10 protein-coding genes are annotated in these 13,708 nt (G+C 44.6%); 6 read left to right on the top strand and 4 right to left on the bottom strand.

Translation table 11 applies throughout. The annotated features are described in order from the left end of the window. Positions 1-7: 7 nt before the first annotated feature. On the top strand, positions 8-1,537 hold the full coding sequence (locus IEY67_RS05755; protein WP_183669234.1) for a hypothetical protein: 1,530 nt from the start codon (positions 8-10) through the stop codon (positions 1,535-1,537). Between the two features lie 131 nt (positions 1,538-1,668). Here IEY67_RS05755 and trmD read toward each other — a convergent pair whose 3' ends face one another. After that, positions 1,669-2,349 carry a tRNA (guanosine(37)-N1)-methyltransferase TrmD gene (gene trmD / locus IEY67_RS05750; protein ID WP_122356190.1) on the bottom strand — a complete coding sequence of 227 codons (681 nt, stop codon included), beginning with the start codon at positions 2,347-2,349 and terminating at the stop codon, positions 1,669-1,671. 265 nt (positions 2,350-2,614) lie between these two features. On the opposite strand from trmD, the gene nrfA reads away from it, so the two are divergent. Beyond that, positions 2,615-4,093: an ammonia-forming cytochrome c nitrite reductase gene (gene nrfA / locus IEY67_RS05745; protein ID WP_183669236.1), complete on the top strand. Its 1,479-nt coding sequence runs from the start codon at positions 2,615-2,617 to the stop codon at positions 4,091-4,093. Here the strand turns inward: nrfA and IEY67_RS05740 are convergent. Next, on the bottom strand, positions 4,082-6,376 hold the full coding sequence (locus IEY67_RS05740) for an ATP-binding protein (RefSeq protein ID WP_183669238.1): 2,295 nt from the start codon (positions 6,374-6,376) through the stop codon (positions 4,082-4,084). The two genes, nrfA and IEY67_RS05740, sit on opposite strands and share 12 nt — an antisense overlap. Positions 6,377-6,687: 311 nt before the next feature. Between IEY67_RS05740 and pheT the strand changes: the two genes are divergently transcribed. The 3 genes from pheT (at position 6,688) to IEY67_RS05725 (ending at position 10,921) form a co-directional block, all read left to right on the top strand. Next, the gene (gene pheT / locus IEY67_RS05735) at positions 6,688-9,150 is read left to right on the top strand and encodes a phenylalanine--tRNA ligase subunit beta (protein WP_122356196.1); all 2,463 of its coding nucleotides are present in this window, start codon (positions 6,688-6,690) and stop codon (positions 9,148-9,150) included. Between the two features lie 35 nt (positions 9,151-9,185). Continuing rightward, entirely contained in the window at positions 9,186-9,920 is a 735-nt protein-coding gene (locus tag IEY67_RS05730) for a YebC/PmpR family DNA-binding transcriptional regulator (RefSeq protein WP_122356198.1), read from the top strand. A 260-nt stretch (positions 9,921-10,180) separates the two neighbouring features. After that, positions 10,181-10,921 (top strand): hypothetical protein, encoded by a 741-nt coding sequence (locus tag IEY67_RS05725; protein ID WP_122356200.1) that lies wholly within the window; start codon positions 10,181-10,183, stop codon positions 10,919-10,921. A gap of 19 nt (positions 10,922-10,940) precedes the next feature. On the opposite strand, the gene IEY67_RS05720 is transcribed toward IEY67_RS05725, so the two are convergent. Further along, positions 10,941-11,987 carry a 6-bladed beta-propeller gene (locus IEY67_RS05720; RefSeq protein ID WP_183669240.1) on the bottom strand — a complete coding sequence of 349 codons (1,047 nt, stop codon included), beginning with the start codon at positions 11,985-11,987 and terminating at the stop codon, positions 10,941-10,943. Between the two features lie 107 nt (positions 11,988-12,094). After that, positions 12,095-12,859, bottom strand: coding sequence for a peroxide stress protein YaaA (gene yaaA / locus IEY67_RS05715; RefSeq protein WP_183669242.1), 765 nt, complete (start codon positions 12,857-12,859; stop codon positions 12,095-12,097). A gap of 420 nt (positions 12,860-13,279) precedes the next feature. Between yaaA and IEY67_RS05710 the strand changes: the two genes are divergently transcribed. After that, positions 13,280-13,585, top strand: coding sequence for a hypothetical protein (locus IEY67_RS05710; protein WP_183669243.1), 306 nt, complete (start codon positions 13,280-13,282; stop codon positions 13,583-13,585). The last annotated feature ends 123 nt before the right edge of the window (positions 13,586-13,708 follow it).

The raw sequence follows: 13,708 nt of genomic DNA, 5'->3' as shown, positions 1-13,708 counted from the left end.
GTATAAAGTGAGCGCATTTAAATATGTAATAATTGGATTGGCAGTCGGGGTAACATTCGTTTGTAATGCGCAAACGAAGTTACCTCCGGCATGGCAATCTTCCCTCGTCAGAATCAGTGATGAAGGCACTTTGATGTATGTTCCGGACGAAGACGGAAATACGATCCCGGATTTCAGCCGGGTAGGTTATCATCACGGGGATAAAAGTATTCCTGTATATCCGGCCGTAAAAGAGGTCTTTCCTGCTGAGGAGGGAGATAGCGGTGCATTGATCCAGCAGGCTATCGATGAAGTTGCACGCAGAAGTCCGGATGAGAACGGGCATCGCGGGACTATATTGCTGAAACGGGGTGTGTATAAGATAGCCGGTACGATTGTCATCCATACGAGCGGCATTGTCCTGAAAGGAGAAGGAGACAATATCAATGAAACCCGTTTGATTGCTACCGGAAAAGAAAGACGTTCGTTGATACAGGTGAAAGGTCGTGGGGATATGCAGGAAGTACTGGGTACAAGAGTGAAGATCACAGATGATTTTGTACCGGTCGGCAGTCATTCCTTCTGCGTATCTTCAACCGGAGGATTCAAAGCGGGCGACCGTGTGATCGTTTACCGTCCCGGCACACAGGAGTGGATACATGCCATTAAGATGGACCAGATCGTGGAACGGAAAGGTACGCGCCAATGGACACCGCAGGAATATAACCTGGCGTTTGAACGGGAGATCGTCAAAGTAAAAGGAAACCGTATTTTTATCGACAATCCCGTCGTTATGCAAATGGATAAAAGATTCGGTGGTGGAGAGGTCTATACATATCGTTTTGACGGACGTATCAGCGAAGTCGGTGTATCTGATATCTGCTTTGAGTCTGAATTCGAAGATTACGAGGATCTGGAACATGCTTGGATCGCCGTCAAACTGGATAAAGCGGAGAATTGTTGGGTGAAAAATATTACCGCCCGTTATTTCGCTTACTCGGCTGTCAGTTGTGAACGTTCTGCCAAAAATGTTTCTGTAATAGATTGCCGTTGCCTGGAATCGAAATCTTTGATAACAGGGGGATATCGTTACTCTTTCAACAACTGGGGACAACAAAACCTCTTTATGAACTGCCAGGCTACGGAAGGCCGTCATGATTATGTGACCGGTGCCCAGGTTTGCGGACCGAACGTATTCTATAACTGCACGGCTTCCCAGACATTTGCGGATATAGGTCCGCATCATCGTTGGGCGATCGGTACCTTATATGATAATATCGTAACCGATGGAGAAATAAATGTACAGGATCGCGGACAGATGGGAAGCGGTCATGGCTGGGCAGGTGTGACGCAGGTCGTATGGAACTGCCGGGTAAAACGCGCAGCGGTACAGAGTCCGTGGACTTCCGGAAAGAATTATTGTATCGGCTTGAAAGGGGAGAAGTATCCCGGTCATTTTACAGATCGTCCGGATGGCATCTGGGAAGGACGGAATGAAATCAATATCTTCCCCCGTTCCTTGTATATGGCCCAATTGATGGCCCGGCAGAATAAATGACAACTATCAAAATGACACTACCCTACCGGGTAAATCGGATTAATATACCAGGTAAATGAAAATACCCTGGCGACTAATATTTTTTAACATATCTATGTGTTCGTAAAAGCACTTGGTAGGGAGTCATTTTGTCATTTGTCTTTCAGCAAATCCGGACGCAACCGGGCTGTCCGTTCCTGTGCTTGTTGCAAACGCCATTCGTCTATCTTCCGTTGGTGGCCGGAGAGAAGGACATCGGGTACTTTCCAACCTTTGTATTCGGCAGGACGTGAATAAACGGGCGGGGCGAGCAGGTTATCCTGGAAAGAGTCGGAGAGGGCGCTTTGTTCGTCACCGATGGCTCCGGGGATCAATCGTACGACCGCATCGGTGATAATGGCGGCAGCCAGTTCGCCACCCGTCAACACATAATCGCCTACAGATATCTCTTTGGTGATCAGATGCTCCCGGATGCGGTAGTCTATACCTTTATAATGACCGCACAAAATAATCATATTATCCAGCAACGACATGCTGTTCGCCATCGGCTGGTTGAATGTTTCCCCGTCCGGCGACGTATAGATCACCTCGTCATATTCCCGTTCGCTTTTCAGTGCAGTTATAGCCCGGTCGATCGGTTCGATCTGCATCACCATACCGGCCTCACCCCCGAAAGGATAATCGTCTACACGCCGCCACTTATTGGTCGTGTAGTCACGCAGGTTATGTAAATGAATTTCAGCCAGGCCCTTGTCCTGTGCCCGTTTTACAATGGAACAATTGATCATTCCATCGATCATTTCAGGAAGTACAGTAAGTATGTCGATGCGCATAATAAGAATCTCTCGTTGGATATTTTTATCTGATAAAACGATGCAAAAATACGACATTATTTTGGGATGAGGATGCAAATGCATATAAGATTCGCCGGGAGGACAGAGGATATGCGGAATGAGGACGAATCTTTTCCTGTTATAAATGACAGATATAGCTTGGCTCGTTGTTTCTTTTTACTAAATTTGCGTCACGGTCCGAAACTTTGGAAAATCAAAGGTTTTTGAAGAGTGTGGGTGAGATAATACGAACAAATTGATTCAAATGAATAATAAGCTGAATATAAGATATCTGTATCTGGTCTTGTTGGGGGTAGTCATATTGGGAATATTGGCTGTGTCTGTAGGATATGGGCTTGTCAGGGAGGATAATATTACTTTTATCGATGATGTAAATACCGGGAATCAGGAAATAAATGAAAATTCATCTGCGAACAAACTCGAATTACGTTATTCCAAAGAATACCGAAGCTGGAAAAACACTGCGGATACCAGTTTTGCCAGTCTCTTCAACGGGAACCAGGCCGTAGACCTCTTGGCGGAACGTCCGAACCTCGTTATTCTATGGGCCGGGTATGCTTTCTCTAAAAGTTACTGTACACCGAGAGGACATATGTACGCGATCGATGATATGTACACCAGTTTGAGGACGGGAGCACCCGAAGGAGAAAATGACGGTCCCCAACCGGCTGCCTGCTGGGCCTGCAAAAGTTCGGATGCGTCGCGTTTGATAGATAAGATCGGGCGGGAAGCTTTTTATAAAAGGAAATGGGCTGCCTGGGGAAGTGAGATCATTAATCCGGTAGCTTGTGCGGATTGCCATGATCCGGAGAGTATGGAGTTGCATATCCCCCGTTTGTTTCTGACCGAAGCTTACACGCGGAAAGGCATGAGCATAGATAATGTGTCGGAGCAGGAGATGCGTTCGTTGGTTTGTGCGCAGTGTCATAGTGAATATTATTTTTCAAAAGAAGATAAACGGGTGGTCCTTCCCTGGGACAATGGATATTCGGTGGAAGATATCGAGGCGTATTATGACCGGATCGGTTTTTCCGACTATGTCCATAAACTGAGCAGGACACCTTTGCTGAAAGCCCAGCATCCCGATTATGAAATGGCACAGATGGGGATTCATGCCCGCCGGGGTGTTTCCTGCGGAGAATGCCACATGCCTTATGTGGGTGAAAACCAGGAAGGTTATAACGACCACCATGTACAAAGCCCTCTGGCTATGATCGACCGGACCTGCCAGACTTGCCATCGTGAGACTGAAGAAACCTTGCGTCAGGATGTCTATGACCGTCAGACCAAAGTGGCGGAAATACGTGAGCAATTGGAAACGGAATTAGCGAAAGCGCATATCGAAGCAAAATTTGCCTGGGACCGGGGAGCTACGGAGAAACAAATGGAACAGGTACTGAAACTGATCAGGCAGGCACAATGGCGCTGGGATTTTTGTGTCGCATCGCACGGAGCTTCTTTTCATGCTCCGCAGGAGGTGTTGCGCGTCTTAGGAACCGGGATCGATAAGGTCATGCAGGCACAGATGGATATAATGAAGATTCTTTTTAAGCTCGGATATTCAGGTGATGTTCCCATGCCGGATATTTCTACGAAAGAAAAAGCACAGAAGTATATCGGTCTCGATATACAAACCGAAAATGAAGCCAAAGAAGCTTTTCTGAAGACAGTGATACCTCAATGGCGCGAAGAGGCTAAAGCCAATAAACTGTTAACTGAGTGATGCGGGTTCATAAGGTAGCGATACAGTGAACTTGCTGCCTTTTCCTTCTTCTGACTCCAGCTGTATCGTTCCTTTGAATGTCTTGATAATACTTTGACTGATAGCCAGTCCCAGACCGGTGCCTTTGGCAAACTCATCCAGTTTCTGGAAACGTTCGAATACCTGTTGTATCTTATCCGTAGGGATTCCTTTTCCCGTATCCCTGACAGACAGCAGGATAAACCGGTTGTCGGAACTGTATTCATACTTGATCTCGATATATCCCTGCGTCGTGAATTTAGTCGCATTGTTGATGAAGTTCGTAAGAACCTGTGTTAAGCGGATGCGGTCGGTGTTGATGATAGCGGGTGTTTCCGGTACTTTTTTCCGCAACTCTACCCCTTGAGGCATCAGTAATCGGTGCGTATTGTATACATCATCCATCAATTCATTCATATTGCACATTTCGTAAGCGAATGAAATATGCCCGGATTCTATGCGGGACAGATCCAGAATATCATTGATAAGTTTTAGTAGCTGATCGCTGTTTTTATTGATCAGACCTATAAATTCCAATCTCTCCTCTTCCTCCAGTTCCATGTCTTCGGAAGCTATCAACTGGGAGAAGCCGACGATCGCATTTAACGGCGTACGTATCTCATGGCTCATGTTTGCCAAAAAAACAGACTTCATTTGATCCGACTCTTCCGCTTTCCTGCGGGCATTGATCAGCTCATCCTCCGTGTCTTTTGTATGTTGTATATTCAGGCAAAGCCCGTTTACTTCGATCTCGGTTTCTCCGTTCGAGATATTTATGTTTTGTGCATAACGGAACTCCCACCAAAGATATCCCTTTTGGTTAAAGTTGTAGCGTCTTTTAGTGATTTGCCGGGAGGCGAAGCCATGATCCAGTTTGTAACGGTTTAGCAGAAAGTCCGCTTGTTCGCTGGGATGGATCGCTTTCTGGAAACGGTCTGCACTGATCGGCTCTTCCGGTATATTCAGATAATGGTAGAATTCCTTGTCGAACAGGAAGGTACCGTTCTTGTAACGGAAAGTAAAAATGTTACCGCTTTCCAGGGCAAATGATAGGAACTCTTTTTCCTGTCTCAGGTTTTCCTGTATCTCTTTTTTCCGGATGTTCTCTCTTTTGTAAAGTATACGCTGATAAGTGATAATAATGATGAGGGAGATCCCGACCAGAATAAGCAAGAATATGAAATATATCTTATACTGTATATAAAAAGGCATGTTCACGAACAAAGAACCTGCAGGTAATTTGCTTCTGCTGATGCCCCATTGTTCCAATACCTTGTAATCGAATACGTACGCTTTACTCGTTTCTGTAATTTGTGAGAAATTACTTGTCGGGACGCCTTTCAGTATATCCGCAATACGGTTGGCAGCCAGGATCGTTAATCCCTCGAGAGGGGTGACGAAGCCGCCGGCCACTCCGTTGTTACTTCCGATCATTTCATAAATAACGGAAAAGCCGGGAAATGAACTGAAACGGCCCAGGGAAAGAGTCAGATAATCTCTTTTGGTGGCGAGATAGGCTTTATTGTAGTAGTTTTCGCCCAGCCCTTTTATCAATGATCGGGTCGATTTACCGTTGATTGTACTTACATACATAATATCCGGCTCTATTTTCTTTTCCCCGTTCAGGGAAATACCGTTCTTTCCGGAGATGCGTATCCTGTCGGGCGAGTAAAGGTCATTCATCTTACAGATATCTTTGATCTGCTCGTTCATATCTTCCAGGATCATTTGGTCGATGTACTCCCCATCGGTAACCCTGACTACGATACATTTTCCGATCAGCTGTTCGATCAGTTTTATATTCGTTTTATAATCCGGCTTATCGTGGAATCCGGTGATATTAGGGTATTTCTGAAGAAAGGATGTATTGGGATAATTGACTCCGGTGAAAACGACCGGGATTGTTGTAATACACGGATGATCGCAGGTCAGTAGAATGTTCAATGCCTGATCGTCGAACGTCAGGATAATATCCGGTTCCCAGGAACACAGTTCGTTCAGTTTCTCGAAAAGATTTATTTTTTGCTTTTTCTCCAGGTTCTGTTCACAGTCCAGGTAATAGGAATAAATTTCTGCCTGAATATCTTTTTCTTGTAACTGCTTTGCCAGAATTTTTTTCATTTCCTTATAAGCGGGGAAATTGGATTCGTAAGATTGAATGATCAATATATGTTTTTTCTTTGCAGCATGAGAACAGGAGCTGAAAAGCAGGAGATATAACAGCGGAAGGAAGATCGATTGTACCAATGAAGATTTGCCAGACATATAGTTATTATGATGAATGCTAGTGTTTTAAATCATTTACTTAGGTTTTCCAATCGTCTTGTTAGTACCCTCGCTAATCTCATCGGTTGAAAATACGCATCTAAGTTAGATTGATTTTTTTATTAGGCAAAGAAATTTGGAATGAATTGTCAGGAATAACCGTTGATTTATAAGTTTTTTAAAACAATGCAAGAATAAAGTCTGTGCACGTTTTGAATAATAGTTCTATTATTTGTACTTTTGCCAGTCAAATTGGCGTTAGCGGAAAAACCGCAGATGCAAAGTAGCGTGATTGAATAAATTTTAGAACAATGAATATATCTTACAACTGGCTGAAAGAGTATCTTGATTTCGACTTGCAGCCCGAAGAAGTATCAGCAGCACTAACCTCTATCGGTTTGGAAACCGGGGGAGTAGAAGAAGTTCAAACTATCAAAGGTGGCCTGGAAGGACTGGTTATCGGTGAAGTCCTGACCTGTGTGGAACACCCGAATTCAGATCACCTGCATATTACTACAGTAAATGTAGGCGGTGAAGAACCTTTGCAGATCGTTTGTGGCGCACCTAATGTCGCAGCAGGCCAGAAAGTGGTTGTCGCTGTGAACGGTACGAAACTCTATGACGGTGACGAAGTCTTTACGATCAAACGGTCGAAGATCCGCGGCGTCGAGTCTAACGGAATGATCTGTGCGGAAGACGAGATCGGTATCGGGACAGACCATGCCGGTATTATCGTATTGCCAGCTGATGCAGTTGTAGGAACTCCGGCCAAGGAGTATTATAATGTAAAGAGCGACTACGTGCTGGAAGTGGATATCACTCCGAACCGTGTGGACGGAACTTCTCATTTCGGTGTAGCCCGCGACTTGGCCGCTTACCTGAAACAGAACGGTAAGCCGACAGAACTGAAACGCCCGTCGGTAGACGCTTTCAAGATCGACGATGAAACTCCGGCTATCGAAGTGATCGTTGAAAATACGGAAGCCTGTCCGCGTTACTCCGGTGTGACGATCAAAGGCGTAACGGTAAAAGAAAGTCCGGAATGGTTGAAAAACCGTTTGACTATAATCGGTCTGCGTCCTATTAATAATGTAGTGGACGTGACTAACTTTGTATTGCATGAAATGGGGCAGCCTCTGCACTCGTTCGATGCTGGTAAAGTAAAAGGAAACAAAGTAATCGTGAAAACACAGCCGGAAGGAACGAAGTTCGTTACCCTGGACGGTGTTGAACGTACGTTGACCGATCATGATCTGATGATCTGTAACACGGAAGACGCGATGTGTATCGGTGGTGTGTTCGGTGGCCTGGATTCAGGTGTGACGGAACAGACTACGGATGTGTTCCTGGAATCGGCTTGTTTCCATCCGACATGGATCCGTAAGACGGCTCGTCGTTTCGGTTTGAATACCGATGCTTCTTTCCGTTTCGAACGTGGTCTGGATGCAAACAATACCATTTATGTATTGAAGCGTGCCGCTCTGTTGATCCAGGAAGTAGCCGGCGGTAAGATTACCGGTGCTATCCAGGATGTTTATCCGAGTCCGATGCTGCCTTATACGGTAGAACTGACTTATAACAAGATCAATGCCCTGATCGGTAAGGATATTCCGGTGGAAACGGTTAAAAGTATTCTGGAAAGCCTGGAAATGGAAATCGTTTCAGAGACTGAAGAAGGTCTGACTATCCATGTTCCGGTTTACCGTATCGACGTACAGCGTGATGTCGATGTGATAGAAGATATCCTTCGTATCTACGGATATAATAATATAGAGTTCAGTGAGAATGTAAAATCGAACTTGAGCTACAAGACTGCTACTGACCGTGGTTACCAGTTGCAGAACCTGATATCAGAACAGCTCTGCGGTTCGGGTTTCAATGAAATCATGAATAATTCGCTGACTCGTTCCGCTTATTACGATGAACTGACTACTTATCCGGTTTCTCATTGCGTCATGCTGATGAACCCGTTAAGTGCAGACCTGAACGGTATGCGTCAGACGTTGTTGTTCGGTGGTCTGGAAAGCATCGAGCACAATGCGAAACGTAAGAACGGCAATATCCGTTTCTTCGAATTCGGAAACTGCTACGATTATAATGTTGAAAAGAAACGCGAAGACGCAACTTTAGCTGAATTCTCGGAAGACTATCGCCTGGGATTATGGGTTTGCGGTAACCGTGTAGAGAACAGTTGGGCACATGCCGACGAGAAATCCAGCGTATACGAACTGAAGGCTTACGTTGAAAATATCCTGGCACGCCTGGGTGTCGACAGAAAGAAAGTGATCTTCGGAAACCTGAGCAACGATATCTATTCGTCAGGTATCAGCATCACGACCGGTTCAGGACGTGAGTTGGGTACTTTCGGTATCGTCAGCCGTAAGATATGCAAGTCTATGGATATCGACTTTGACGTATATTTTGCCGAATTATCCTGGACACTGCTGATGAAAGAAACGAAGAAGAGCAAGGTTACTTTCTCTGAGATATCTAAGTTCCCGGCAGTAAAACGTGACCTGGCGTTGTTGCTTGACAAATCGGTACAATTTGCCGAAATCGAGAAGATTGCCCGCGACAGCGAACGCAAGCTTCTGAAGGATATCTCCCTGTTCGACGTTTACGAAGGCAAGAACCTGCCGGCAGGAAAGAAATCGTATGCCGTAAGTTTCTACTTGCAGGATGAGACAAAGACATTGAACGACAAACAAATCGATGCGATCATGCAGAAGATCCGGAAGAATCTGGAAGACAAACTGGGCGCATCATTGAGATAATGATTCATTTATAACAATAAAAACATTCATATAATATGGGAAGAGCGTTTGAGTTCCGTAAAGCAAGAAAATTTAAACGTTGGGGTAATATGGCCCGCGTATTCACGAAACTGGGTAAGGAAATCACTATTGCGGCGAAAGCGGGCGGTCCTGATCCGGAAAACAATCCCCACTTGCGCGCTTTGATGCAAAACGCCAAGAAGGAGAACATGCCGAAGGACAATGTAGAACGTGCCATTAAGCGTGCTGTAGAAAAAGACTTCACTGGTTATAAGGAAATGAACTATGAAGGATACGGCCCGTATGGTATCGCTATCTTTGTGGAAACAGCGACAGACAATACAACCCGTACGGTTGCTAATGTGCGCAGCTACTTCAACAAACACGGTGGTTCGCTGGGTACAAGCGGTAGCCTTGAATTCCTGTTCGACCATAAGTGTGTATTCCATATTGCCAAGAAGGAAGGTATTTCGCTGGAAGACCTGGAACTCGAACTGATCGACTATGGTGTGGATGAAGTGGATGAGGACGAAGAAGAAGTAATTATCTACGGTGAATTTGCACAGAACTCGGCTATCCAGAAATATCTGGAAGAGAACGGTTTTGAGATCACAAGCAGCGAGTTTGTCCGTATCCCGAACGACTTGAAAGAAGTAACGCCTGAGCAGCGTGAAGCTTTGGACAAGCTGATCGAGAAGCTGGAAGAAGACGACGACGTACAGAACGTTTTCCACAATATCAAGGAAGACGATAGCGAAGACGAAGAATAATTCTACCCCCGAAAGGTGAGTCGCCATCGTCTGTATCCGGAGATGCAGAGGGCGCATAACATATGCAGAGTTTCGCAGTATTATTTAATTATTAATTGAATAGTCTGCGAAACTCTGCTTTTTTTATGTATTATACCTCCCCGGATCGTTTTTACACATACTTTTTTTCATATCATTTACTTTTTTTGTACTTTCGCGCCGAACTTATATATATTTTTTCATTAGACTCTGAACTAGTATTTTTATTAAACTCTATCAGTATGAAAAAGGTAATTTTTCTTTGGGCATTCGTATGCCTGAGCGTATTGTGTAACCAGGTTTCCGCTCAGAAGGAACTGGGAATTTTCAACTCTCTTTCAGTAGGTGTAAGTGCTGGTACGACAGGTATCGGTGTTGATGTGGCAACTCCTGTTACACCTCATTTTGCTATTCGCGGTGGTGTTTCTTTCATGCCGGGTATTCATATTAATACAGATGCGGATGTGAACCTGTCGGATCCGGAACTGGGTGAAAAAACATCTACCCTTGACCTGAGAGGTACTACGAAACGTGCTTCCGGCGAATTGCTGGTCAATTATTATCCGTTCCTGAGCTCTTCTTTCTTTGTGACTGCCGGTGCTTATTTCGGTGGTAAGGAGATGATAAAAATCGACGGGCACAGTGATGAACTGGCTGAATACATACAGAATGGCGGTGATGCAAATATCGTTATCGGCGACCAGACGATCGCAGTCGATAAGAACGGTAATGTGTCAGGCGGCCTTAAAGTATCGGGATTCCGTCCTTATATCGGTCTGGGATTCGGACGTGCAGTGCCTAAGAAACGTATCGGCGTGCAGTTTGAATTGGGTGTACAGTTCCATGGCTCACCTAAACTTTACACAAGTTCCGGTGATCTGGGCAGCGCATTGACCGATAGCGACGACAGCTTCTCGAAGATCATGGATAAGCTGACTGTTTATCCGGTCATGAAAGTTCGCTTCTGCGGCAGATTGTTCTAATTAAAAAGTTGTTATTCTTTTATGCTTTCATCCGGACAATGAACAGAACGGGGTTATCCTCTTCTGTACGGTCCGGAAAAGCATTTTTCACTTCCTCCCCCGAACGGCAGTAACAGAAAGAACTGTTGTAAACATCCAATGCCTGCAAGTCGGGAACTCTTCCCGTATGATAGAAATTATCTTCAAAACCTCCTGTTACATTATAAGCATATTCTTCGCGGCGGTCATAACAGAACGTGTAATTCTGTTCCTCGTCGGCAGCATTCGAATAGGTGGAAACCAGGTAACGTCCGGCTATACACAGAGGCAGGATCGAGGAATATTCGTCATGGATATTCAGTTGGTTCCGGCTGATCAGGTAAAGCGTGTCGGCGAGTAGTTCGTCCGGCTGCGTGGAGGGCGAATAGGCATACACATTTCCGTCGGCAACGGACAACTCCGTGGAGAAACAGGCACCGAGATAGAAACGTCCCAGGTCGGCAGCCGTCAGTTTACGGGCATCCTGCAGGTTGAGTGTCGTGTCGAATTTATAGAGCCATTGGTCCATGCACTGTTTATTGGCATCTTCTTTGGAAGGCGACAATGCCTGTGCTGTTATCCAGATATGGCGGTCGTAATACATCAGGCGGGTAGGGGCTTTCAGCGGGTTGATACCGGCAAGGCTTTTCCTTTCCAGTAACGCCCCGTCGTAATCATAATAATAGACGTTTTCCTTGTTATCCATAACAATCAGTTGTTTTTCGAGCGGGTCGATGACATAGTCGGCAACAGGAAAATGCTGGTTGCTGGTGATGCGGTTGATGAATTTGCCGGAGCAGTCGAAATGGTAAAGCTGGCCGTCGCTTACCAGGAACAGTTCATTCCTGTCGCGTTTGATCTGTGTGGCATATTTCAACCGGCAGTCCGATTTCGTTTCTAGGGGAACAGCTATCACCTCCTCGGCAATATCCGACAGGGAACCTTTGTCGGTACTCTTCACCAACATACCTTCGCTAATAATCCGGTAACCTTCATTTATATAGATTATACTAACGAGCAAAAGCAACAGTAAACAGGTCTTTTTCATTTCATAATTCATTTAAAAGAGGAACGTAAATATAACGTTTTTATCTTTCGATTATTGAGTGGAAGGTCGATTTCTTTTGTACTGAAGATAATAATATATAATCCCCTTTAGCTTTGCAGGAAAACCCAGTTGTCTCCATCTGACAAACTTTCATTGTAGGTAAAACCTTCCCAGGAGAAATCTTTGAGAGCTTCGGGGTCGGTGATCCGGTTTTTCAGAATGTACCGGGTCATTTGTCCGCGTGCCATTTTCGTATAGATCACGATGGTCTGTATTTTTCCGTTTTTCCATACCTTGAACTCCGGCGTGATGATGCGGACGGCTTTCTCCACCTCTTTCCAGTTGTATGCTCCCTGGATTTCCTGGCTGGCAAGGTTCATCAGGATATTGCCGTTCTTTTTCACTTCATCGATTAGTAACTCGGTCTGACGTGGACGCCAGTAATTATACATATTCCCTTCACCCAGTTCCGGTAGTTTCACTTCATATTCCATCCGGTAAGGTTTGATCAGGTCGAGCGGGCGCAGCAGTCCGTAGCAGATAGATGCGATCCGCAGATGCTCGTTGGCATACAGGAAATCATCTTCCGAAAAGTCCTTCGGGTTGATATTTTTGAAGACAACTCCGGTATATGCCAGCAATGCTTGCAGGGGATGTACTTCTTCCGTATGGAACTCCTGAAACCGGTTGTAATTTTCCAGTGCCAGCTTAGGATTTAATTTCAATATCTTTTTCAGCTCATCCGACGAGAACTGTGCCATATTCAAGGCTATTTCTTTTGCTTCCTGTGCAAAACGGGGCATTGTCCCTGCGGGGGCCTTTATTTTAGAGGTGCCGGTCATTGTTTTTGCCGACGTGAGGATGATTAGCATATTTCTTTATCTGAATTTATTTTTTACTTAGTTTCTCATTTAATAGGTCACTTAGGGGCTGGTAGATCTCAAAACCTTTATCGTGATATTCCTTATATAGTTCCAGCAGGCGAGGGGATGCCTTTGGTGAGCATGAAAATAACAATGTGAGGCTTAGCATAATGAAGCCCTCTAGTTTCATCTTATGAATATTCTTCATCTCGTATTTTATTATAGCTTTAACAAAGATAATGGTTTTACAGGAAGCACAAACTCCTTAGACTTGAATATTTAGTTTTAGATATTTGATAAACGACTATTGATCTCTGATGTTTTTTGTCTTTTAGCATACACGAAATTAATTTTATGCTTGCGAAAAAGAAAACTTATCACTATATTTCGCATTAAATAACAAGGGCTTAAAACTTAAATCTATTGCTTATGTGTGTTAAATATGCATTCAATAAGAACCCTCTGAACCGTGAGATAGGGGAAACAGGTTCACTGCATGTAAAGACTCCGAAAGACATCACCAACTCTAAACAAATCCGTGCCGAATCGATCCGTTTCAATAATGTTGTCTATTGTGCTTCACCCGAGTTGAAACATAAGCTGAAGGTTATACTGCTTGTTCGCGCCGTACTTCCCAAGCGAAAAGAGATGACGGAGAAGGAACCGTTGGAAAATATCTTTTCCAAATTGAAAGAAGAACGCTTGGTTTCTTCCATCTATTGTATGTTGTTTTAACCATTGCAGCTATTACCAGGTATTGAAGGATTTGAAAAGCTGAACGAGCAGGGGAAAATAATCTGGCTGAGGAGGAGAAAAAAGAAGTGTTATATGCTAAGGGATAATTGGTTGACGGGAATA

This window comes from Parabacteroides faecis (assembly GCF_014647375.1).
Classification (GTDB): Bacteria; Bacteroidota; Bacteroidia; order Bacteroidales; family Tannerellaceae; genus Parabacteroides; species Parabacteroides faecis.
Note: the sequence above shows the minus strand (reverse complement) of the source record. Positions and strands in the feature narration are given on the sequence as shown.

Excerpts from the sequence above, each read along its gene's own strand:
- trmD (WP_122356190.1), bottom strand. The coding sequence starts at position 2,349 with ATGCGCATCGACATACTTACTGTACTTCCTGAAATGATCGATGGAATG.
- nrfA (WP_183669236.1), top strand. The coding sequence starts at position 2,615 with ATGAATAATAAGCTGAATATAAGATATCTGTATCTGGTCTTGTTGGGG.
- IEY67_RS05740 (WP_183669238.1), bottom strand. The coding sequence starts at position 6,376 with ATGTCTGGCAAATCTTCATTGGTACAATCGATCTTCCTTCCGCTGTTA.
- pheT (WP_122356196.1), top strand. The coding sequence starts at position 6,688 with ATGAATATATCTTACAACTGGCTGAAAGAGTATCTTGATTTCGACTTG.
- IEY67_RS05730 (WP_122356198.1), top strand. The coding sequence starts at position 9,186 with ATGGGAAGAGCGTTTGAGTTCCGTAAAGCAAGAAAATTTAAACGTTGG.
- IEY67_RS05725 (WP_122356200.1), top strand. The coding sequence starts at position 10,181 with ATGAAAAAGGTAATTTTTCTTTGGGCATTCGTATGCCTGAGCGTATTG.
- IEY67_RS05720 (WP_183669240.1), bottom strand. The coding sequence starts at position 11,987 with ATGAAAAAGACCTGTTTACTGTTGCTTTTGCTCGTTAGTATAATCTAT.
- yaaA (WP_183669242.1), bottom strand. The coding sequence starts at position 12,859 with ATGCTAATCATCCTCACGTCGGCAAAAACAATGACCGGCACCTCTAAA.
- IEY67_RS05710 (WP_183669243.1), top strand. The coding sequence starts at position 13,280 with ATGTGTGTTAAATATGCATTCAATAAGAACCCTCTGAACCGTGAGATA.